The sequence below is a fragment of the Lysinibacillus sp. UBA5990 genome, assembly GCF_002429815.1.
GTDB classification, from domain to species: domain Bacteria; phylum Bacillota; class Bacilli; order Bacillales_A; family Planococcaceae; genus Lysinibacillus; species Lysinibacillus fusiformis.
Window position 1 is genome coordinate 199460 of sequence record NZ_DJAY01000005.1, and the last position, 23613, is coordinate 223072.

25 protein-coding genes are annotated in these 23613 nt (G+C 37.7%); 2 read left to right on the forward strand and 23 right to left on the reverse strand.

The features are described from left to right. Positions 1-18: 18 nt before the first annotated feature. The 7 genes from hisIE to B3D94_RS03990 are packed head-to-tail and all read right to left on the reverse strand — an operon-like array spanning position 19 to position 5737. Complete coding sequence (gene hisIE, locus B3D94_RS03960) at positions 19-636, reverse strand: bifunctional phosphoribosyl-AMP cyclohydrolase/phosphoribosyl-ATP diphosphatase HisIE (RefSeq protein WP_291754955.1); 618 nt, start codon at positions 634-636, stop codon at positions 19-21. Next, positions 633-1394, reverse strand: coding sequence for an imidazole glycerol phosphate synthase subunit HisF (gene hisF / locus B3D94_RS03965; protein ID WP_291754957.1), 762 nt, complete (start codon positions 1392-1394; stop codon positions 633-635). Before hisF ends, hisIE begins: the two co-directional genes overlap by 4 nt. Then, positions 1388-2020, reverse strand: coding sequence for an imidazole glycerol phosphate synthase subunit HisH (gene hisH, locus B3D94_RS03970; RefSeq protein WP_291754959.1), 633 nt, complete (start codon positions 2018-2020; stop codon positions 1388-1390). The genes hisF and hisH overlap by 7 nt, the downstream gene beginning before the upstream one ends. Further along, positions 2017-2616: an imidazoleglycerol-phosphate dehydratase HisB gene (gene hisB / locus B3D94_RS03975; RefSeq protein WP_069482578.1), complete on the reverse strand. Its 600-nt coding sequence runs from the start codon at positions 2614-2616 to the stop codon at positions 2017-2019. The genes hisH and hisB overlap by 4 nt, the downstream gene beginning before the upstream one ends. Positions 2617-2620: 4 nt before the next feature. Continuing rightward, entirely contained in the window at positions 2621-3895 is a 1275-nt protein-coding gene (gene hisD / locus B3D94_RS03980; RefSeq protein ID WP_291754964.1) for a histidinol dehydrogenase, read from the reverse strand. A gap of 47 nt (positions 3896-3942) precedes the next feature. Beyond that, entirely contained in the window at positions 3943-4572 is a 630-nt protein-coding gene (hisG, locus tag B3D94_RS03985; RefSeq protein WP_069482580.1) for an ATP phosphoribosyltransferase, read from the reverse strand. After that, positions 4565-5737, reverse strand: a complete 1173-nt coding sequence (locus B3D94_RS03990) for an ATP phosphoribosyltransferase regulatory subunit (protein WP_291754967.1) — start codon at positions 5735-5737, stop codon at positions 4565-4567. Before B3D94_RS03990 ends, hisG begins: the two co-directional genes overlap by 8 nt. A 420-nt stretch (positions 5738-6157) precedes the next feature. Between B3D94_RS03990 and B3D94_RS03995 the strand changes: the two genes are divergently transcribed. Then, a complete protein-coding gene (locus B3D94_RS03995; protein WP_291754970.1) occupies positions 6158-6364 on the forward strand; it encodes a hypothetical protein in 207 nt (68 codons plus the stop codon). Positions 6365-6441: 77 nt separating this feature from the next. On the opposite strand, the gene B3D94_RS04000 is transcribed toward B3D94_RS03995, so the two are convergent. The 15 genes from B3D94_RS04000 to B3D94_RS04070 all read right to left on the reverse strand — a co-directional run bounded on the left by B3D94_RS04000 (position 6442) and on the right by B3D94_RS04070 (position 20858). Further along, complete coding sequence (locus B3D94_RS04000; protein ID WP_193833035.1) at positions 6442-6984, reverse strand: acyltransferase; 543 nt, start codon at positions 6982-6984, stop codon at positions 6442-6444. Positions 6985-6989: 5 nt separating this feature from the next. Beyond that, entirely contained in the window at positions 6990-7631 is a 642-nt protein-coding gene (gene ppaX, locus B3D94_RS04005; protein ID WP_069482584.1) for a pyrophosphatase PpaX, read from the reverse strand. A gap of 13 nt (positions 7632-7644) precedes the next feature. Next, positions 7645-8466, reverse strand: a complete 822-nt coding sequence (gene lgt, locus B3D94_RS04010) for a prolipoprotein diacylglyceryl transferase (RefSeq protein ID WP_069482585.1) — start codon at positions 8464-8466, stop codon at positions 7645-7647. A gap of 45 nt (positions 8467-8511) precedes the next feature. Further along, entirely contained in the window at positions 8512-9447 is a 936-nt protein-coding gene (gene hprK, locus B3D94_RS04015) for an HPr(Ser) kinase/phosphatase (RefSeq protein WP_025116542.1), read from the reverse strand. 122 nt (positions 9448-9569) lie between these two features. Further along, a complete protein-coding gene (gene cccB / locus B3D94_RS04020; RefSeq protein WP_069482586.1) occupies positions 9570-9887 on the reverse strand; it encodes a cytochrome c551 in 318 nt (105 codons plus the stop codon). 52 nt (positions 9888-9939) lie between these two features. Next, on the reverse strand, positions 9940-10782 hold the full coding sequence (locus B3D94_RS04025) for a YitT family protein (protein WP_069482587.1): 843 nt from the start codon (positions 10780-10782) through the stop codon (positions 9940-9942). Between the two features lie 173 nt (positions 10783-10955). Beyond that, the gene (locus B3D94_RS04030; RefSeq protein WP_069482588.1) at positions 10956-12185 is read right to left on the reverse strand and encodes an EAL and HDOD domain-containing protein; all 1230 of its coding nucleotides are present in this window, start codon (positions 12183-12185) and stop codon (positions 10956-10958) included. Between the two features lie 170 nt (positions 12186-12355). Beyond that, the gene (locus tag B3D94_RS04035) at positions 12356-13000 is read right to left on the reverse strand and encodes a VTT domain-containing protein (protein WP_025116538.1); all 645 of its coding nucleotides are present in this window, start codon (positions 12998-13000) and stop codon (positions 12356-12358) included. 255 nt (positions 13001-13255) lie between these two features. Then, positions 13256-14803 carry a fatty acid--CoA ligase family protein gene (locus B3D94_RS04040; protein WP_069482589.1) on the reverse strand — a complete coding sequence of 516 codons (1548 nt, stop codon included), beginning with the start codon at positions 14801-14803 and terminating at the stop codon, positions 13256-13258. Between the two features lie 142 nt (positions 14804-14945). Further along, complete coding sequence (locus B3D94_RS04045) at positions 14946-16880, reverse strand: FtsX-like permease family protein (RefSeq protein ID WP_069482590.1); 1935 nt, start codon at positions 16878-16880, stop codon at positions 14946-14948. Beyond that, positions 16852-17628 carry an ABC transporter ATP-binding protein gene (locus tag B3D94_RS04050; RefSeq protein WP_069482591.1) on the reverse strand — a complete coding sequence of 259 codons (777 nt, stop codon included), beginning with the start codon at positions 17626-17628 and terminating at the stop codon, positions 16852-16854. Before B3D94_RS04050 ends, B3D94_RS04045 begins: the two co-directional genes overlap by 29 nt. Positions 17629-17640: 12 nt before the next feature. Continuing rightward, positions 17641-18066, reverse strand: coding sequence for a hypothetical protein (locus B3D94_RS04055; protein ID WP_069482592.1), 426 nt, complete (start codon positions 18064-18066; stop codon positions 17641-17643). Between the two features lie 11 nt (positions 18067-18077). Then, a complete protein-coding gene (locus B3D94_RS04060; protein WP_069482593.1) occupies positions 18078-19061 on the reverse strand; it encodes a sensor histidine kinase in 984 nt (327 codons plus the stop codon). Continuing rightward, the gene (locus tag B3D94_RS04065) at positions 19061-19765 is read right to left on the reverse strand and encodes a response regulator transcription factor (protein WP_008173292.1); all 705 of its coding nucleotides are present in this window, start codon (positions 19763-19765) and stop codon (positions 19061-19063) included. The genes B3D94_RS04060 and B3D94_RS04065 overlap by 1 nt, the downstream gene beginning before the upstream one ends. A gap of 100 nt (positions 19766-19865) precedes the next feature. After that, positions 19866-20858, reverse strand: a complete 993-nt coding sequence (locus tag B3D94_RS04070) for a lipoate--protein ligase (RefSeq protein WP_069482594.1) — start codon at positions 20856-20858, stop codon at positions 19866-19868. Positions 20859-21002: 144 nt separating this feature from the next. Here B3D94_RS04070 and yhfH point away from each other — a divergent pair, with 144 nt between their 5' ends. Beyond that, on the forward strand, positions 21003-21128 hold the full coding sequence (yhfH, locus tag B3D94_RS04075) for a protein YhfH (protein ID WP_008173294.1): 126 nt from the start codon (positions 21003-21005) through the stop codon (positions 21126-21128). A gap of 199 nt (positions 21129-21327) precedes the next feature. Here yhfH and B3D94_RS04080 read toward each other — a convergent pair whose 3' ends face one another. Then, the gene (locus tag B3D94_RS04080; RefSeq protein WP_069482595.1) at positions 21328-23517 is read right to left on the reverse strand and encodes a YhgE/Pip domain-containing protein; all 2190 of its coding nucleotides are present in this window, start codon (positions 23515-23517) and stop codon (positions 21328-21330) included. Between the last annotated feature and the right edge of the window lie 96 nt (positions 23518-23613).

Consider the following 23613-nt stretch of genomic DNA (forward strand, 5'->3'; position numbering starts at 1 on the left):
ACAATTAATAATATGCTGTTATTTCTCCTCGTGACGTTTTTTCAACACATGAAGGACATCATATATACTTACCTTTTGTTCTTGCAATAATACAAGTAGGTGATAAATTAAATCCGCTGCCTCCCACTTTACTTCTTCTATATCGCGATTTTTGGCCCCAATAACAACCTCTGTCGCTTCCTCGCCAACCTTTTTACAGATTTTATCGATGCCCTTGTCAAATAAATATGTAGTATAAGCTCCTACAGGCATTTCCTGTTCTCGTTTTTCAATAACACGGACAAGTTTTGCAATCATTTCTACAGAGCCGACCTCAGCATTTTGCTGTACCACCTCCGTAAAGCAAGAAGTTGTACCATTATGACAGGCTGGACCATCAGGTAAAACTTCCACAACTAATGCATCTTGATCGCAGTCTGTTTTAATTGCTACAACCTTTTGTGTATGACCACTTGTAGCGCCCTTATGCCAAAGCTCTTGACGTGAACGAGAATAAAACCAAGTTTCACCTGATTCCATGGTTTTAACTAATGACTCTTTATTCATATAAGCCACTGTTAGCACCTCTTTCGTATGGGCATCCTGTACTACTGCCGGTACAAGACCTTTCTCATCAAATCGAATCCGCTCTATCATCTCACTGCCACTCCTTTTTCACGTAAGTATTCTTTCACTTGGGCTACACTTGTTTCTTTATAATGGAAGATGGAAGCTGCAAGTGCTGCATCTGCATCAACTTCTTCTGCCAATACTTCGTAAAAATGTTCTGCAAACCCTGCTCCACCACTTGCAATAACAGGGACTGTCACAGCCTCTCGTACCGCTTTTGTTAATCCCAAATCAAAGCCAGATTTTTCTCCATCTTGATTCATACTAGTTAATAAAATCTCACCTGCTCCTAAGCGCACCGCTTCCTTTGCCCAGTCAATAGCTGACCAAGTAGTTTTCTTACGTCCACCATGGGTATAAACCATCCATGTACTGTCCTCTTCACTATAGCGAGCATCAATTGCCACGACGATGCATTGAGCACCAAAGAAATCGGAGCCTTCTTGAATAAGGGCAGGACGCTCTAAAGCGGAAGTATTGACAGAAACTTTATCCGCACCAGCTCTTAAAATACGCTTCATATCATTCAACGTCCGAATACCTCCACCAACTGTAAAAGGAATCGCAAGTGTGGCAGCGCTTTGTCGAACTACATCTATCATTGTTTCGCGACCTTCATGTGAAGCAGATATATCTAAAAATACAAGCTCATCTGCACCTTGTTCATCATAGAATTTTGCTAGTTCCACTGGGTCACCAGCATCACGAATGGATACAAATTGTATCCCTTTTACAACGCGTCCCTCCTTGACATCTAGACAGGGAATAATTCGTTTCGTTAGCATGCTTTCACACCTTTCAGCCATTGCTCTAATAAATATACGCCCAGCTCACCTGATTTTTCAGGGTGAAATTGCATACCTGTCACGGAACCTTTCGCTACAATACCGGGAACTCGTATGCCACAATAGTCTGCATATGCAACAAGTTCAGACTCCTCAATATCAGTAGCATAAAATGAATGAACGAAATAGACATGCTTTGCAGGGGCACTATTTTCTAACCAAGCAGGGCGATTCGCCATCACCAATTCGTTCCACCCCATATGTGGCACTCGATATGCTCGACCCTCATTTGTTCCACTAAATCGCTTAATATGTCCTTTAAAAAAACCTAAGCCATTTGTTGATGTAACCTCATCACTTTGTTCAAACAATAATTGCATCCCTAAACAAATGCCTAGAAGAGGACGATTTTGGCTTTGGGCTTTTTGTAGATAACGATCTAAATTAGTCTCTGCTAAACGCTTTCTAGCATCAGGGAATGCCCCAACTCCCGGTAATAGTAGTGCATTTGTAGCATCTAGCGTGTGTTCATCAGCTGTCACAACCACCTCACAGCCAAGTCGATTTAATGCTTGTACCACGCTAAATAAATTTCCCATACCATAATCAATCACACCTATTTTCACGTTAACAGCCCCTTAGTCGATGGTACTCCTTTAACACGTGGATCAATTTCTACAGCAACATCAATCGCCCTAGCTAATGCTTTAAAAATTGCCTCAATAATATGGTGCGTATTATGTCCATAGGGTACAATCACATGTACATTCATTCGTGCCTCTAAGGCAAATTTCCACAAAAATTCATGCACTAATTCTGTATCAAAAGTACCCACCTTTTCTTTTAAAGCGGGTACACGGTATTCTAAGTGTGGGCGATTCGAGCAATCTACTACCACCTGTGCAAGTGCATCGTCCATTGGCACAAATGCCGTTCCATAGCGTTTAATGCCCTTCTTATCGCCAAGTGCTTCCCGAATAGCTTGCCCTAACACAATGCCAAGATCCTCCGTTGTATGGTGATCATCTATATAGGTATCCCCATTCGCATGGATGGTCCCGTCAAAAAGACCATGCTTGATAAATAAATCCAACATATGGTCCATAAAACCTACGCCCGTTTTAATATTTGCCTTCCCTTCACCATCTAAATCTATGGCTACTGAAATTTGCGTTTCATTAGTTATTCGCTCTATTTGTGCAAATCGTTTCTTCTCCGTCATTGTATTATTCCTTCTTCCATCCTCGAGATTCCACCGCACGTGCATGCCCCTCTAAACCTTCCATACGTGCAAGACGTGCAATTTTTGGTGCATTGTCTTGCCAAGTTTTTTCACTGTAATAAACAACACTTGATTTTTTTACAAAATCATCTACGTTTAAGCCACTAGCAAAACGTGCAGTGCTATTGGTTGGTAACACATGATTGGTCCCCGCAAAATAATCACCAACTGGCTCTGAACTATAACGACCAATAAAAATACCACCTGCATGCCTTATTTGTTCAGCTATAGCCTCAGCATTATTTGTCATAATTTCTAAATGCTCCGGTGCTAATGAATTAATCGCTTCTACTGCATCTGATACCGTTTCAGCTACATAAATGACCCCGAAATTTTCGATTGAAGCACGCGCTACTTCTTGACGTGGTAAAGTCCTCAATTGCTTCTCAACTTCTTCTGCTACTTTTTTGGCCAATTGCTCTGAGGTCGTAACGAGAATAGCACAAGCCAAAGGGTCATGTTCTGCTTGTGATAATAGGTCTGCAGCAATTTCGTCTGGAAATGCAGTGTCATCAGCTAGTACCGCAATTTCGCTTGGTCCTGCAATCATATCAATTGCAACCTCTCCAAATACCTCTCGTTTGGCAAGAGCTACAAAAATATTTCCTGGGCCTGTAATTTTATCGACTGGGGCGATGGTCTCTGTGCCATATGCAAGAGCAGCAATCGCTTGTGCTCCACCAATTTTATAGATTTCTTCAATTCCTAAAAGCTGAGCCGCCACTAGGACACCTGCTGGTATTTTTCCATTGCGGCCTGCCGGTGAAGCAATCACGATACGTTTTACACCAGCTACCTGTGCTGGAATCACATTCATTAGCACGGATGATGGGTATGCAGCTGTACCGCCAGGAACATATAACCCTACTGCATCTAGAGCTGTTACACGTTGTCCTAGCCAAGAACCGTCTCCTAGATCAAAGTGATAACCCTGTCGTGACTGTTGTTCATGATAAAGTCGAATATTCTTGGCCGCTTCCGCCAAATCCTGATAGAGTTGTTGGTCAAGAGCATATACGGCTTCTTGTATCTCTTCCTTCGTGACCCGCAAGCTTGCAGGCATATATCCGTCCCACCGTTCTGTATAGGCACGTAACGCTACGTCTCCCTGTGTCCTAACATCTGCTAGCACCTGTCTTACAACTTTTAACTGTTCCTCATTTCCTCCTTCAAGTGGTCTTTTTAAGGAAATACCCTTTGCCAATTTTGTTATTTTCATACAATTAAACCCCTTCAGTTACTCATATGTAGCTAGATATGATTACTTTATTGTTCATTCACACATTTCTTTAGTCGTCTTACAAGGTCAATAATGCGCTCACCCTTCATGCGATAACTAACCGGATTGGCAATTAACCGAGATGAGACAGCCGAAATAAATTCATATTCAACTAACCCGTTCTCTTTTAATGTTCGTCCTGTAGAAACAATATCGACAATTCGATCTGCTAAGCCAATCATAGGGGCTAATTCAATAGATCCATTAAGCTCAATGATTTCGACTTGCTCCCCAATGCCTTTATAATATTTCATCGCAATATTCGGATATTTCGTTGCAATTCTTGGAGCAATCTCATTCATCTCTGTATTCGGTAAACCAGCTGATGCAATATAGCAATTACTAATTTTCAAATCCAGTAATTCATGTACCTCTCTCTGTTGCTCTAACAAAACATCCTTCCCAGCAATACCAATATCCGCTACTCCATGTTCAACGTAGACAGGCACATCTATTGGCTTAGATAAAATAAATCGAATTTTCTCTTCTGGTATTTCAATCATTAATTTACGTGACATTTCGACCTCTTCTGGTAAATTAAATCCTGCCTCTAATAGCATTTGATAGGCCTCTTCAAAGATTCGCCCTTTTGGCATTGCAATAGTTAATTCATTCACTGCCAATTTCCTCCTGTCCAACTACAACTACTTCAGTAAAGAGTGCTAAAAAGGCTTCTTCATCGACTAGGCTACTACGTAACTGTAAGGTAGCAAATTTCCCCGTTCCCCTTAATGTGTTTACCTTTAATAAAGCTGCCTCATACTGTTCTTCCTCAAACAGCACAACAGTTGCTTCTTGTTGCTCCACTGATTGTCCATTTAATGTTTCCAATAAACGATCGACACGAATGCAAAAGCCTGTAGCACCAGCTTTTGATCCAAACACCTCTAACAATCCATCGTAACGGCCACCATTTCCTAATGGAAAACCACTGCCTAAGGCAAATACTTCAAAAAGCATACCTGTGTAGTAACTCATATGACTCGAGAGTGTAAAATCAAACGTAACATGATCAGCTAAGTCAGCCATCTCCAATAGCTGAGCAAGCTGTTGCATGTATACTAATGCATCATTTTTACGAACATATTTTTCAATATCGCGAATGTCCTTCACATCCATTGCTTCTTCAATAAATTGGAGAAGGGCATCCGCCTTAGCTTTAGGCAAATTAAATGACTCTACCGCTTCTTCAAATCCAACATAATTTCGCTGGACAAGTAATGTTCTAAGTGTAGCTTGCTGCTCAATACTCTCTGTATAATCTTGTAAAATGCAGTTTAGTATTCCTGCATGCCCAATCGTCACTTTAAACGCTTCTAATTTTAAGTGTTTCAAAAGCTCCATTGCTGTCACTATGACTTCTGCATCAGCAAATACGGATTGGTCGCCTATTAATTCAATGCCCATTTGATCGAATTCCGCTGGTCTCCCACCTTCTGCTTCTTGTGCACGAAAAACGCTTGCGAAGTACGCTAAACGTTGAGGAATCATTTCTTTCAATAATTTTGAAGTGGCCACCCGAGCAATGGGTGTCGTCATATCCGGTCGTAGCACTAATGTATTTCCCTGACTATCCACAAGTTTAAATAAATGAGTATCAGCGATCGCGGAAGCTTTTCCGACTGTATCAAAATATTCAACAGCTGGTGTTTTGATAAACTCATATCCTCTTTTACATAAAAAATCTTTGCCACTCTGTCTTACTGCTTCAACTTTTTCAAAGATCTGCGGAAATGTATCACGCATTCCAAGTGGTTTTTCAAACATTTTTATTGACGACATATGAACACTTCCTCACATTTACTTTAATTCACTAGAGTGTTAGAGAATTAGATTATGAAAGAATTCTAACTTATTTCTTTTCAACAGTCAACGCAATTCCCCTTAATTATCTAAATCTTTAATTTACTTTTCATTTGAATAATATATAGAGGCAAGTTGCAATTTGAAGATAATCTACAAAATGTAAATATTGAGAATGAGAATGTGTCTAACATGTGACAAATAAATCATGAACACTGTTACCTTGTCTGTAAAAAATTGATAATGATTCTCCATCTCATTATCAATAAAAATACTATTATATCTATATTTACGATAATTATTACCCTCATTCCACTTTTACTTTTACAACTCAAAATACCTAATATAGAATAGCATCAACAAATAAAGCAACAGTTAAAATACACATTGGAGGGATTTATGATGGCATGTCCATTCGTACAACTTAGTGAGCAAATGATCGTTAGTTTTTGTAAAGGTGATTTTTATCCTCGTGATAAAATTACATTGCATACAACCGAATATATCGTTGGTACTGCTATTAAATCCACTTTCGTTGAATCAACTTGCTCAGGCGATCATAATAATGGTGAATTCAAATCAGAATATGATGCTGTACACGCATAAATCCGCTTCATGATACCAAAAACAAAAGCTACTCCCAAAGATTGTTGAGAGTAGCTTTTTAAACTTATGGACTTTGTTTATTTTTTAGGTGTACACCATTGCACAACTTCATGACGCTTACGCTCTGCCATTTGCTCTGCTGTATAAATAATTTGCATAGGATTTCCCCCTGCTAGGCAGCCAGCCGGCACATCCTTATGTACAAGAGTAGCGGCCGAAACAATGGCGCCATCTCCAATTGTCACACCAGGTAAAATTGTAGAATTCGCACCAACCATTACTTCATGACCAATATGGACATCCCCTAAACGATATTCCTCTATTAAATATTCATGGGCTAAAATGGTCGTATTAAAGCCAATCACTGTATTATCTCCAATAAATATACGTTCAGGATACATAGTGTCTGGCATAACCATTAAGGCTAATGTAGTTTTTTCACCAATGGTCATTCTTAAAAATGTTCGATAAAGCCAATTTTTCACACGTAAAAATGGTGTGAAGCGTCCAATTTGAATGACAATGAAACACTTCATCACCTTCCAAAAGGACACCGTGTCGTAGATTTTCCAAAGAGAATTTGCTCCTTCGACACGATAACGTTCTGTTTTACGCGCCATCTAACTTACCCCTCTTTCACAATATCCAATAAATCCGTCATATGATGTAATATATATTCCGGTTGATACTGCTGTAAGTACGCTTCACCTTTAATTGCCCAAGCGACACCAGCTGCTCTAACTCCTGCACGATGTCCCGCTTCAATATCATGCGAGTTATCACCGATCATAATTGCATCATCTTTGTCGATGCCTAAGCGTTCCAATGCAAGTAATACTGGTTCAGGATCAGGCTTCACATTTTTCACATCATCTGTTCCAATACGCACATCAAATAGATGTGCTGCTCCAAGGATAGATAACCCACGATCAATCGTATCATTCCGTTTTGTCGAAACAATCGCCAATAATATGCCTTGCGCTTTTAATTGCTCTAATGTCGAAACAACATCAGGGTATTGGCTAACAAGTTCATCATGATGCTCTATATTCCAAGCTCGATATTTGGCTATTAAAGCTTCCTCTTCACCTGGTGCAATGTCATTAAATGTCTGCTTGAGGGATGGACCAATGAATTTCAAGCAATCTTTTGGCGAAAATTGCCCGGGAAATCTTTCATTTAAAACATGCATAAATGTTTGAATGATTAATTCATTTGTATTCAGTAAAGTTCCATCAAAATCAAATAGTAGTGCCTTTACAGCCATATGTTACATCCCCTTATTTATTATCTAAGTATTTCATGGCTGGTTTAACCTTTATTCTACGATAAATAATGGCTCCAAGACCTACTACAATACCTATAATAGATACAATCTGTGCTGAGCGTAAATCGCCAACTAGGTAAAGACTATCTGTACGCATTCCTTCAATGAAGAAACGACCAATGGAATACCAAATTAAATAACTGAAGAAAATTTCCCCACGATTTAAATTTACTTTACGTAATACCAGTAAGATAATGAGCCCAATTAGATTCCAGACTGATTCATACAAAAACGTAGGATGTACATAAGTACCTAATTCTTCAATATACATTTGATTGATAATCCAATCTGGTAACATTAAATTTTCTAGAAATTCCTTTGATACAGGACCACCATAAGCCTCTTGATTCATAAAGTTGCCCCAGCGACCGATAATTTGTCCAATTAAAATACTAGGCGCTGCAATATCCGCTACTCGTAAAAAGCCTACATTTTTAATACGAGTAAATATGTAAGCCGTCACAAATGCACCAATTAACGCACCGTGTATAGCAATACCGCCATTCCATATCTCAATGATTTTACTTGGATTTTCACTATAGTAATCCCAGCGCATTGACACATAATAAATGCGCGCACAAATGATGGATATCGGAACCGCCCATAATAATAGGTCTGCAAGAAAATCCTCAGGCAATCCTCGCTTTACGGCCTCTCGTTGGCCCACCACATACGCTAAAATAATACCCGATACGATAAGCAGCCCATACCATCGAACTGGAATTGGCCCTAAATGAAAGGCAATCGGGTTAATTTGTAAAAGTAATAAATCCATCTTTTGCTCCTCTCCAACTATCTGTTACCAAAGAACAGTTAACTATTAATCATCTAACACATCGTTCGACGATATAACTTCATCTAAACGTCTTGAAAATTCTTCAGCCGCATTTACGCCCATTTTCTTTAATCGGTAATTCATAGCTGCCACTTCGATAATGACAGATACATTTCGTCCTGGTCTTACCGGAATTGTTAATTTCGTTAATTCCGTATCAATAATTTTCATCTTTTCTTCTTCTAAGCCTAATCGATCATACACTTTTTGTGGGTCCCAAATTTCCAACTCAATAATAAGGGTAATACGTTTATACGGGCGGACTGCACTTGCACCAAATAGTGTCATAATATCAATAATGCCGATCCCTCGTATTTCCAATAGATGCTCTAATAGAGGTGGTGGACTACCAATTAGTAAATTCTCTGATTCTTGTCGAATCTCAACACAATCGTCGGCAACTAAACGGTGACCTTTTTTGACAAGCTCAAGAGCTGTTTCACTTTTACCTACACCACTTTTACCAATAATCAGGATACCGATGCCATACACATCAACAAGTACACCATGTGCAGCTGTCATTGGCGCTAAACGGCCCTCTAAATAGTTGGTTAATCTACTTGAAAATTTGGTTGTTGTCATATGTGTTTTAAATACAGGAACATGCTTTTCGTTGGAAGCTTGAATCAGCTCCTCAGGTACTTCTAAATCCCGAGAAATTATAATTGCAGGTGTATCCTGGGAACAAAGTAAACGCATCCGTTCAAGCTTGATATCAGTTGGTAACATTTCAAAAAAGGACAGCTCCGTTTTGCCAAGCAATTGTACCCGATTGGCTGGATAATGTGTAAAATACCCTGCCATTTCAAGTCCTGGTCTTGAAATATCACTTGTCACGATCGTTCTGCCGATTCCTTCCTCTCCTGCTAATAACTCTAACTTAAATTTCTCCATAACATCTCTCGTTAATACTACGACCAATTATAAAGCCTCCAATCAATGGATAAGGTTCTCCTTATTTTAGCATGTCTATGTATAAAAGAAATGTATTTACTCTTCACAAAAAAAACTAGCAGCTCTCCAGCCCGCTAGTTTTTGAAGTATTATTTTTGAGTAGCTAACCATTTAGCAACTGCTTCAGCATCTGCGCCTTTTACAAGTCCTCCAGGCATGCCATTTTTACCATTATTAATAATATCTAAAATTTCCGATTCCGATAAACGAGAACCTACATCGTTTAATGCTGGTCCATTGGCACCTTGTAGCTCGCCACCGTGACATGTCACACATGATTTCATTGCGATAGCTTCTCCATCTGGAGCAGTGGCACCTTCATTGTTAGTTGCCTCTTTATCTCCGCCTCCACAAGCTGCTAAGAAAATTGCTGAACCGAACACTAATGTTAACATTGCTTTTTTCATTAGTACCCCTCCTCATAATCGATAAATACCTTACGCCGCCATTATACCAAAATTATGCACGTTTGAAACCTTCTCCTAATACCTCATAGGCATCCGAAACGATGACAAACGCTGATGGGTCAACGCTTTTAATGAGTTGTTTCAGCTTTGTGAATTCTGTCTGATAAACAACAACCATAAGAACTGGTCGCGCCTCTCCTGTATAGCCCCCAAATGCTTGTAACTTAGTTACACCCCGATTGATTTCAGCATAAATGGCTTCACGTACTTCATCTTGTTTCAACGTAATAATATAGACCATTTTTGATTGGCTAAAACCTAGCTGAATAATATCAATCGTTTTGGTTGTTACATAAAGTCCAATGAGGGCATACAAACCTTTCTCTAAATCAAAAACAACTGCTGCACTAATCGCTATGATTCCATCTATTAACAGTACACTTGTACCAAGCGTTAATCCAGTATACTTCGTAATGATTTGCGCTAGTAAATCAGTGCCACCAGTAGAAGCATTCCCTTTAAAGACCAGTCCTATTCCTAATCCCACTACAATTCCGCCAAAAAGAGCTCCAAGCAAAGGATTGTCCGTCCATGGCTCCCAGCTATTTGTTAGCAAGACAATAAACGGTAATGTAATCGTACCAATAAATGATTTTATGCCAAATTTTTTGCCGAGTAATAAAACACCAGCAATAAATAGTGGAATATTAAAAGCATATTGCACAATACCCGGATTCCAGCCAAATAATCCATGCAAAATTGTACTAATTCCACTTACCCCTCCGGAGGCAACCTGATTTGGTAATAGAAATACATTAAAACCAATAGCAATCACTGCCGCTCCTACAATAACATACACATAGTCCACAATGTTTTCCCTAACATCATGTCTCATTTCCCCACGCCCACTTCAACTATCAGAATTTTTTTAAGACGAGATGATTATAGCAAATACTTTACACATTGAGAACTTCATCTTGATGAAGAGATTAGCTATTGTGGAGGATAAAAATAAGCTATCTTATACTGAATGTAAGATAGCTTTTTGTACGAAATATTGGCACTTACTTAAAATGATTTTTCTGCCCATTCCATTGCCTCATAATATAAAAGATCCATATCGTTGAGCGGGATATTTAATTGAGCACCTAGCTCCTCTAAACGTGCCCAATCCAATTTGCCAAGAGCGATACTAAATTCTAGAAATGGTGTCATCTCTGTTTCATGTCCTAGGATTGTATTTGTAATATCTTCCGAAAATGGTAGCTGATACAATATGCTGCTCATAGGTCTTTGCAGTAATGTGTCAATGAGGGAAAACATACCTACAAGGAAATATTCCGAAAAATTCTTTTTGTAGGACAGCTTGGCTAGCTTCTCGCAAACTTTTGCTCGAAACAAGGACATACACATTACTTCTTTGAAAAGATCTGAATCCCCATCAATATCAATTTCTCGCATCGCTAATAGATAAATCCATTTTCGTAAATTGGATATCCCTAATAACACAATTGCTTGTTTAATGGAGCGTACTTTAGATTTTGAACGCTTAGAAGAATTATTAATCATTTGCAATAATTTATACGTCAAAGAGATATCTCGTTCGATGTTTTCTGCTAATAATTGAATATTTGGTTCTTCTTCTTTTAGCAACGAGATGATATGAATATACTGAATCGTATTAGCAGGTATATCTGTTGCTTTTATTATTTGAGGTTGTTCAAAGAAATAGCCTTGAAATAAGACGTATCCAGAAGATTTAGCCACTTCAAATTGATGACGAGTCTCTACTTTTTCAGCGAGCAATTGAATATGTGGATAATTTCCCTTTACTTTATTTTCAATCTCCATTCTTTTAACCATCGATGTTGCTAGAAAATCTACTTTTATATAATCAACTTGTTCAAATAATTCATCATAGATTTCAACATGTTCATCCATAATAAAATCATCTAATGCAATTTGAAATCCATATTTTTTTAGCTCCACCACGCGTTTTACTAATTGTGATGTCAGTGGAACATCCTCTAAAATTTCAATGACAACTTGTGAAGGATTTAAAAATTCATGGATGGAGCTCATTAATAAGTTATCAGTAAAATTAACAAAACCGGGCTTACCTTTCGTTACTTCTTCAAAACCAATTGAAAGAAATGAGTTCACCAGTACATCAATAGTTGCTGCATCTGAATCAACCATAGGAAAGGCATTAACGTTTTTGCTACGATATAATAATTCATATGCAACGACCTGTTCGTGAAGATTAAAAATAGGCTGCCTGCCAATAAATACTTCCATTTCGTTGCCCCCATTTCTCCACATTCTAGTAATTAATAGTATAGCATTTTTTACGACCTGATGCTTATACTTCAATATAATTTATCATCACCATTATAGATTTACTAGATCTTTTTTCTACCTAAAAAAGACAGTCCCAGTGATGTAGCATCACGTTAGGACTGTCCAAATTATTTGCCAACTTTGGCTTTTATCGCACCAATTACTGCCGGTACAACAGAGATAAAAATAATCAATATAAGCACAACTGAAAAGTTATCTTTTATAATAGGAATATTACCAAAGAAATAACCAAGTAATGTACAGCTGAATACCCATAAAATAGCACCTAAAATATTATAAAGTAAGAAGTAGCTATAATTCATTTTACTTGCTCCCGCTACGAATGGGATAAATGTACGAATAAATGGCATAAAACGAGCTATCACAATTGTTTTTCCGCCATGTGTATTAAAGAATTTTTCAGCTGCTTCCATACGTTCTTTTTTAACAACTCTTCCGAGAAGACTCTTTGGAGGAATCGATGTTCCAACTTTATGACCAATATGGTAATTCATTGTATCACCTAAAATGGCAGCTGCTAAAAACACTGGTATTAATATCCACATATCAAAGGCTCCCATTGCAGCAGCCAATGTACCACTTGCGAATAGTAATGAATCACCTGGTAAGAATGGGAAAATAACGACGCCTGTTTCTACAAAAACAATCGCAAATAAAATAAGATAACTCCAATTGCCAAAATCACGAATGATTTCTTCTAAATGCACATCGATATGCACAATAAAGCTTATTAACTCCTGAATGAGTTCTATCATGTTTTTGTATGCTCTCTTTCAATAGTATTTTTACCTAAAAGCTTTGACGTAGCCTTACATCAAAGGGTTCCAGTTTTGTACGTCTTTTTACATTACTTCCTCACTATATGACAAGCTATTGAAAAGTATGTAGAAGATTTCACAAGTTTGATTTTATCACTTACAGATAACTTACCTCAACTCATTTTACTATTATACGAATAATGTACACAAAAAAAGAGCTACCATTTTTCAATAGTAGCTTTTTTCGTTTTATACTTTTTCTTTTAAGGAACGGCGAAGTATTTTTCCAGTCGTATTTTTAGGTAATTCGTCCATAATTTCAATGACCTTAGGAACCTTATATTTCACCATATGCTTACCACAATACGATAGAAGATCTTCCGTCGTAGTGGCCGCCACCTCTTTTAATACAACATATGCATGAACCGCCTCTCCTAAGTTAGGATCAGGGAATCCAACTACCGCTGCCTCTACAATGTTATTATGGGCAAACAATACTTCCTCGACCTCTCTAGGATAGACATTAAAGCCTCCTACAATGATCATATCTTTTTTACGATCGACAATGTAAAAATAGCCTTCGTCATCCACTCTCGCTAAATCCCCTGTATAGAGCCAGCCATCGCGGATTGCCATAGCTGTTTCCTCTGGCATTTTATAATACCCCTTCATTACGTTAGGGCCACGTACAATTAACTCCCCAACCTCGCCAACAGGTACTTCCTGACCGTTTACATCAACAACTCTATTTTCCACATTGCTAATCGATGTACCAATAGATCCAGCTTTACGGTCACGATCCAAAGGATTAAAGCATGTCACAGGTGATGCCTCTGACAAGCCATATCCTTCTGACACACGCACATTAAATTTCTGCTCGAAATTATGTAATAGTGCAACAGGTAAAGAAGCTCCACCTGAAATAGCTAAACGAATTGTCGAGAAATCTTCTGGATTGCCTTCAGGTAACTGGTATAAGAAATTATACATAGTTGGTACCCCAGCAAAGACGGTTGCTTCTTGCTCTCGTGCTAAAGCAAAAATTTCTGTAGGGCTAAATCTAGGTGCTAGTAAAACTGTTGCTCCACTTAATAATGGCGCATTCACAACAACTGTTAAAGCAAAGACATGGAATACAGGTAACGTGGCAATGACACGGTCCTTTTCTTGGATACCTAAATAATGGGCAACATCACGAGCATTTGAATAGACATTTTCATGCGTAAGCATCGCTCCTTTTGGAGTGCCAGTAGTGCCCGAAGTATATAAAATAATAGCATTGTCATCATCTGACACTTCAACAGGTTGTAAAGATTGAGAAGTATTTGCGACGATTTGTGTAAATAAATAGGTTTTTTCTTGCGCACTTGGTGATAAAGTCGCTACTTTTTCCGCTACATCTGCCGTTGTTTCACAGACTACAAATGCTTTTACCTGTGGAAATGCTTGTACACCTTTTTCCACCAATGGCAGCAAAAGATCCAGCGCAATGACCGCTTTTACATCGCCATTATGCAAAATATAAGAAATTTCATCTGGTGTATAAATTGGGTTAACAGGGATTGCCGTTGCCCCTAAACGCATTGTTGCATACAAAGCAATTAAATAATGTGGAGTATTGCCGAGTAAAAACGCCACATGATCCCCTTTTTCAACTCCTAAATCTTGTAACCCCTTTGCAAAACGACCAACTGTTTGCTCGAATTCTCCGTATGTCGTATCTTTCCCCATAAAATGATACGCAACTTTTTCCGGCTGTTCTGTTGCCTGTTGACGAACACGTGAAACTAAATTCAATTACACCATCCCCTTATCGTATAAAATGAATCGTTATTCAGTAATATTATATAAGAAATATATGTAAAAAACAATGAGTCTTTTTATTTCATGTCATATATTACGTTAAATAATTCATTTTTTTCTCTTTTAAACAAATACATTACGAACGAATATGAGAAATGTATCGCCAACGAATTAAATAAAAATACACTACTTGTATTAATACAAAAAAGCCAAAAGCAAAGAATACTTCTTTGACAATAGAAATATTCGCGATATCTTTCAAAATGCCCTGTACCATTAGAAACGCAAAGGCACTGTGCATCATGGCAACGCCCCATGGTAAGAAAAATTGAGGAAATAAATGGCGGTTAACAAGCTTCTTTAACTCTATTTCCGTTAAACCCATACGCTTTAACACATCGAATTTACGCTTTTCTCTCTCTAGTGACGTATGCAATTTAAAATAGATAAAACTTCCTGCAGCTAGTAAGAATACGGTAGCTACTAAAACCCCCACTAATGTAAATAATGAGTAGGTAGCTAATATATAAGAATAATTTAAACCGGCATTTTCAAAGTAGAATGGACTAAATTTATCCTTTTTAAGAAAATATAAATTGGATTCTAAATAATCTATGTCCTTACCGACTTCCTTTGTTTCCATCCACTGTGGAATGACAAATGTAAATAAATGATAGCTTGGTTGAATAATGTTTTTCTCAGAAATAGGATGAATAAGCTTTGCAAAATCCTCATCACTAATAACGATCGAATTTACACTTACAATTGAACCAGGAAACACAATCTTTGGATAAACACTATCAATCGTAATTGGTATCGAATTTTCTTCAAGCACTGTATGCACAACTCTATTTTTTAATTTTTTTAGAGAATCCTCTGAATAAGGAATAAATACCGCTTCACCGGAGCCAAGATTTAGAAGTGGATAACTATAGGAAGATAGCAAGACATTCATATCAGACTCACGAAAAACCTCTACTTCATTTTGTGTGAAAGAAGATGTTTGCTTAACAACAACAAAGCGGGACAGCTGATAGGATAACCCCTTGTCTTCTAATTGCAGACGCAAAGAATTTATATGCTCTCTCTCATAAGGATTATCGATATCTCCCTTATAAACTAAACCCAATGGATTTAAACGATCATATTGAGTTGTGTAAGAAGACATTGTTGCTAATACACCTACAGATAAAAATGCGAGTGTGGACACCATAGTAACAACAAAAAACATTTTCACATTATCCATCATAATATGAGTTTGCTCAGCAAGTGAGAGCAGACGATAACGTTGCCAATGAAATTTACGTTTACCCCGTGCTAAGTCTAAAAGACATGGAACAGAATCGCTGAAAAAATAATAAGTACCAAATGTTGCTGAAAATGGGATTAATAGCGTTAGTCCTATTAAAGATGTATGCCCCACAACAAACGCTAGAATATAAGTCCCTAAAATTAAAGTAATACCGTATATAGCCCGAATTTTGGAATAGGTTGTTAAACTATTTAAATAATCGCTACCTTTAATTAGATCTCGTAATTTCCTCTCTCGTGTAAAATATACACTAATAAAAGAAATTACGACAAAGGCACTTGTGAATACACCTATTGTCAGTAGAAACGGCTGCCAGGAAACATACAATGGTAATTCATCCAAATGTAAAATTTCCCGCACAATCATGAAAAAGAATTTTGAAAAAGAAAAGCCAAAAATAATTCCCACAATGATGGAGCCTGCCCCAATAATCATTGTCTCAAGAAAGACAAGTTTATTCATCTGACGCTTTTCCATTCCTAGATGCAATAAAATCGCAAATTCATGTGATCTAGCCTCTAAAAACGCACTCATAGAATAGTATAAAAAGAATAACGTAAAAAGGACGAGTACAATTTCAGCACCCACCATGCCAATAAGTGATACTTCTCCTAATATTCCGCGTTCAATATCAGGATGAAACATCAGCATTGAATAGATAAAAAATACAGCCACAGAAAAAAAGCTCGCCATGAAAAAGGCACCATATATCCGGCTGTTCCGTACGACATTACGGTAAGCGAATTGTCGAAAGGTCACCTACTTGCCCTCCTCCTAGTAAGCTCAAAACATTTAGTATGCGTTGGAAAAACATTTGACGACGGTCATCTCGGTAAATTTCGTTAAAAAATTCGCCATCTTTTATGAATAGCACTCGATCACAGTAACTTGCTGCAATTGGATCATGCGTTACCATCACAATCGTCGTGCGTTTATCTTTATTTACTTTCGTTAAAAGTTCAAGTACATCACGTGAAGAATTTGAATCTAAATTACCTGTTGGCTCATCTGCTAAAATGAGGCTCGGATTATGAATAAGTGCTCGACCAATGGCTGTTCTCTGTGCTTGTCCACCAGAAATTTCGTTTGGACGCTTGTGCAAGAAGGGTGTCAAATCTAACTTATCGACAATGTTAGCCAGCCGTTCCTCCATTACCTCTAATGGTTGCTGGTCCAATGTTAACGGCAACACAATATTCTCCTCAACTGTTAGCATATGCAGAAGATTGAAGTCCTGAAAGACAAAGCCTAGCTGCCTTCTTCTAAAATAGGCTAGCTCCGTTGCATTAAGCTTATGAGGATTCATGCCATCTAAAATTATCTCACCACTCGTTGGTTCATCAATAGTAGAAATAATATTCAATAATGTTGTTTTACCACTTCCGGAAGGGCCCATAACTGCTAAAAATTCGCCTTCTTCCACCTCAAAGCTCAATTGATTTAAGGCGCGATGTGTGACCTTGCCTTCATAAACTTTTGTCACATCATTAATTTGTAATATAGGCATGCTAAATTCACCTTATTTCTTCATTAATTCTAATGATTGCGGTAAAAGCCACTGTAATACAACTTCAAAGCCGATTTGAAAATACGGCTCTGTTAATCCTAAAACGGACTCTTCCGCTACCAAACTAAAACAATGCTCTCCTATAATGACATCCCAGGCATCCATTTCTCCCTCTAGAATTTCACCATATACAGTGTAATGTCCACTATACATAATCTGTTGACCATCTACAGGAAACGCATTTAATAATGTTGGTTGTTGTAAGTTTAACCCAAGGATATTTGAAAAATGCAGTAGTTCTTCATTTAGCACTTCATTTGCCATGACGAAATTTTGATAAGATACTTGATCACCCTCTTGCAAATGTGTCATATAAAGAGACTTTGTTTTCTCCTTATCAATATTTAATAGCCAGCCTTCAAAGCTTACTTCTGTCATCCTAGCTCCCCCTAATTTGTAAATGTCACTGTAACAATCGTCCCTTTTCCGACTTCTGATGAAATAGCCAATTCATGTCCAAGCTTCTCGCAAATTTCCTTGGCTAAATAAAGGCCCATCCCAGTAGACTCCCCTGTTTTTCGCCCATTTTCACCAGTAAAAAAGGCCTTTGTAACACGTGAAAGGTCGGAAGCCGGAATACCGATTCCCTCATCGCAAATGGCTAGCTGTACATAATCATCATTTTTAATAGCAGAAATGACTATTTTTTTATTGGCTTCAAATGTGTATTTCACTGCATTGGTTACAAACTGACCGAGAATGAAGCGAAGCCATTTCGAATCACTCGCCACAATAAGATCATCTTCAATATGAATTTCAGGGAATACTCTTTTCGTAATAAATAAACGTTTATTCTCATTAACAGTTGCAGTCACTATGGCCTTTAATGCAACCTGCTCTACTTGCATATCATCTTCGAAGTTTTCTAATCGTGCATTTACAAGCACCATGTCTAAGCCTCTACGTAAACGATCAATTTCCTCCTGCACATTTTTCTTATCTAGAGGGCGATCATCCTGCAACAGTAACTCAATGACAGCGATGGGTGTTTTCATCTGATGCACCCACTGATTCATAAATTGATCATGACGTTTTTGACTGGCGTACAATGAATGCAGTTCATGTTGATAGAGTCGATATAACTCATGCATATATTTCTCTGTTTGCATTGCTTCTGGCGTTTTGGCGTTTTTTTGTAACACATCCTCCATTGCTGTTGGAAGCTGGGATATTTTCAACAAATAACGTTGTTGCATTAAATAGCGAACAAGTAAAAATGAACATAGCAGCACCAGACTGATACAGAAAGAATATATAGCTGTATCGATATTTCTGAATCCATCTAGTCCATATAAGACCATGATGAAGCCAACTAATAAGAGCTGAAATACAATAAATGATGCATAATCACGTAAAAATAATTTCAAACCCACTATAATTCACCCGCACTTAATATGAATCGATAGCCTGCGCCACGCACAGTTTCAATAGTTGATGCAATTTGATAATCCGCTAATTTTTTACGGACGCGAGTCATATTAACATTCAACGTATTTTCATCGACAAATGCTTGATCATCCCAAAGTTCCTCTAATAGTTGCTCCCGTGTTACTACTTTCGGGGCATTCCCCATAAGCAATTCTAAAATAATGCACTCTTTTTTCTGGAGTGGGATTTCTAATTCATTTTTATGCAGCTCCATCCTCTCTAAATGAAGAATAAGCTGCCCTTGCTTAATTGTCCGCTCCTCTTGCCTTGTAGCATACTCACCATATGTACGACGCAAATGACTACGAATTTTAGCCAAGACAATTTCATAATTAAAGGGCTTTGTAATAAAATCATCGCCCCCATTTTCAAGTGCAAAAATTTGGTCCATTTCCCCTGAGCGAGCAGAAATAAAAATAATTGGACACGTTGTATGTTGACGTAGCTGACGGCACCAATAGTAGCCATCATATGAAGGTAAATTTATATCAAGCAGCACCATATGTGGATTAAATGCTGTAAATTCTTCTATAAGATGATCAAATTCTTGAATGGTTTCAACTTCGTATTGATATTTTCTAAGCGTTTCCGCTAGTAATGATGCAATTTTCACATCATCTTCAACTATGAATATTCGATGCTTTTCCATACCAACACTCCTTTCTAACTATATTGTATCAAAAAAAGGTTCGACGACATAATTGTCAGCGAACCTTTAGGCTAAATCATTCCATAAAATCGAATTTTTCTTAATAAATTAATTGTAAAAAGTCTTCTGTTGAAATTCCACCAAAATATGTAGGAATATCAATATCTGCTAATGCTTCTGCTATAGCCGTTCTATCATGGTTTGTCCCAACTAGGCGTTGTTCTATATCAGTCATATCCCCTACACCAAAGAAATCACCAAAAATATGTGCCTCTTCGATGACACCATGATTAACTTCAAGGCGAATATCAATACCTCCTGTTGGGAAACGGTGCGTCTTTTGAATATTAAAGCGCGGTGATTTACCATAATTCCATTCCCATGTTTGATAACGTTCTGCTGAAAGCTTATGAATATTTTCCCAATCTTTATCCGTCAGTTCATAATAACGAATGTTTGCTTCCCCACCGAAAATGGATTTTAAAATTTCAAGACGGAATTCTTCAATCGTCATCTTCTCTTTTAAAAACTCCGAAATGTTCGCTACTCGGGAACGAATGGATTTAATTCCTTTAGATTCAATCTTATCCTTTTTGACTTTCAAGGCTGACACAACGGCATCTATTTCAGTATCAAACATCAACGTACCATGACTGAACATACGGCCTCGTGTAGAAAACTGAGCATTTCCGGAAACTTTACGCCCCTCTGCCAGAATATCATTACGTCCTGAAAGCTCTGCATTCACACCCATTTTTGCTAAAGCATCTACTACTGGCTGCGTGAATTTTTTATAATTCATAAAGCTATCGCCATCATCGTTTGTAATAAAACTGAAATTAAGATTTCCTAAATCATGGTACACTGCTCCACCACCAGACAAACGGCGAACAACAATAATGCCATTATCCTCTACATAATCCGTATTAATTTCTTCAATGGTATTTTGATTTTTACCGATAATGATGGATGGCTGGTTAATATAAAAAAGTAGCACTGGCTCCTTTTCAACATCCATAGTTTTAAGTAAATACTCCTCAATAGCAAGGTTAACACGCGGATCATGGATCCCTTTATTATCAACGAAAATCATAGTTTACGTTTCCTCCTTCACAAAATATCCATATTTATTTTAACGCAAATTAGGCGTTTTGTGTTGACGAAAAGCATCTGTTATAATACACTAGAAAATATCATAACAGTAATAGTACAGATGAACTTAAAGGAGGAGTCCACAATGTTAGAAAACGTAGTTGAATTTTTCAAGAATTTGCCTGCTAAGCAATGTACAGAGTGCGGTGAAAAAATTGAAGAACAAAGTGAATGCTACTGCAACACTTGTGAAAAATGTAACCACCTATAAGCATTTGCCTATTCTGTAATTGTCATTTACGTGCCCCACACGTAGTAATAATGACACTCTTCATCATATTTTGATGAACCTTTAATTAAATCTCTTACACTTACAAAACAACAGCTGATACGCTCATATCAGCTGTTGTTTTTTGCCCTTTAAAGACAAAATAAAGCACCCACCTCAGTTGGTGAGTGCTTCAACTATTTTAGTTTTCCTCAGCTATTTTAGAGTAACGTTTGTTATGCAATAGCATGAAATAACCGAATGTGATGGCTAAGAATGCTACTAAGAAGCCAGCTAAAACTCCATAGTTTTGCATTAAGAATGACGTATCGCCAGTAGAAATGCTAGACTTAAATGCTTGAACCGTATAAGTCATCGGTAATAGTTTGTTAAATACTTGTAATGGTGATGGAATTAATTCAAGTGGAAAAGTACCTGCGCTTGTTGTTAATTGTAAAATCAATACAACAATTGCCATGAAACGTCCTGGATCACCAAAGATTGAAACAAGCATTTGGATTAAAGCTAAAAATACATAGCTTGTTAATAATGCTGTTAAGATAAAGTAGCCCATGTTATTTACTTCAAGTCCTAGACCCCATTTAACAATAACTACTGTTAGTACTGTTTGCACTAAACCTACGACTGCTAAAACAGTCACTTTACTTGTGAACCAAGATGCGCCATTTTTTGGACGGATAGCTGGTTCAACAAGTGGGAACACAATTGAAATTAATAATGCACCAACGAATAATCCTAGAGAAATAAAGTATGGTGCAAAACCTGTACCATAGTTAGGAACATGGTTGACTGATTCTTTTTCAACTTCAACTGGACTACCTACCATGTCGTAAGTGTCTTGATTAGCTTTTACTTCATTTGCTTTTTCACTTGCCTCACCTAACTTACCTGATAATGTAGACGTACCGTCAGCAAGTTCGGTAGAACCATCTGCAAGTGTTGCTGAGCCTTGTGCTAGCTCACCAGATTTTGAAGCAAGGGTAGATGTACCTTGATTTAATGTCGTTGTACCATTAGCTAATTCATTCAATCCAGATGCCAATGTTTTAGAGCCAGTTACAGCTGTATTCACACCCGCATTTAGTTCCCCTAATTTTGCAGCTAATGTTGCATTACCTGCTTGTAGACCTTTGGCACCTTCTACTAAAGCATTACTTTTTGCTGTTAGAGCATTAGCACCTGCTAGCACCTCAGCTTGCCCTGCTGCAATTTGACCTGCACCTGAGCTTACTTGATTAGCACCAGCTTGTAATTTTTCTGTACCTGCAGATAATGATGTTAAACCGTTATGCACACTAGCACTACCTGCTTGTAGCTCTGCTAATGTTTGCTTTAATGCCGCTGCTTGTTCCTCTGGCATTGAAGCCATCATCGTTTGTAACTGGTTGGATAACGCTGTAATGCCTGCTTCCACCTTAGCAGAACCAGCAGTTAATTGGTTCGCTGCACCATTTAATGCACCTGCATTTTCAGCAATAGAAGCTGCACCTGTACTAATTTGTTGCTGTTTATCGTTTAAAGTGTTTAAACCTGCCCCCACTTTTGCAACACCTTGTGTATATTGTGATAATCCTTGTTCAAGGCTAGTTGCACCATTGGCAGCTTGCTGAGCACCTTGTTGTAATTGTACTGTACCATCTTGAAGTTTAACTAAACCACTAGATAAATCATTTGCACCTTTTGCAGCATCTCCAGCACCTTTTGTTAATTTATCTGTACCATTTGACAGTTCAACTGTACTTGATGCTAGCTGTTCAAGATAACCTTTTAAATCTTTTGCACCGTTCGCAACTTTTTGGGCACCTTCATCAAGCTTATTAGAGCCATCAGCGGCTTCTGTAAAGCCATCACCAAGTGTTGCGATAGAATCAAATAATTTTTCAGCGTAAGTTGCTGAAACTTGTGAATTTACTTCTGCACGGACACGATCCATTGCAGTCTCACCAATTTGAGCACCAAGGAAGTTAAGTCCTTCGTTTGGAATGTAGTTCATAACCAATTTTGATGGTTTGTCATCTAATAATGTTGTAGCATGCTCAGAGAAATTTGTTGGAATTTCTAGAATCATATAATAATCACGGCTATTTAAACCTTTTTCGGCTTCTTCTTTTGAGACCTCTATAAAGTTAAACTGCTCGCTATCTATCAACTTATCAACTAAGGTGTCCCCTAAGTCTAATTTTACGTCATCCATCTCAGCACCAGTATCCTCATTAACAACAGCTACTGGAAGATTAGGAAGCCCTGCATAAGGATCCCAAAACGCCCATAAAAACATACCCGCATACATTACTGGAATAAATAATACAGCAATGATTGAGACAAGCATTTTTCTTGTTTTAAAGATCTTCAGCCACTCAGCTTTAATCATATAATATCCTCACTCCTAAACTATTTGACCGAAAACGTCACTCAGTCATTTTTGTTCAAAAAAAAATATAAACCCTTCAACCTTTGCAAAAAGAAC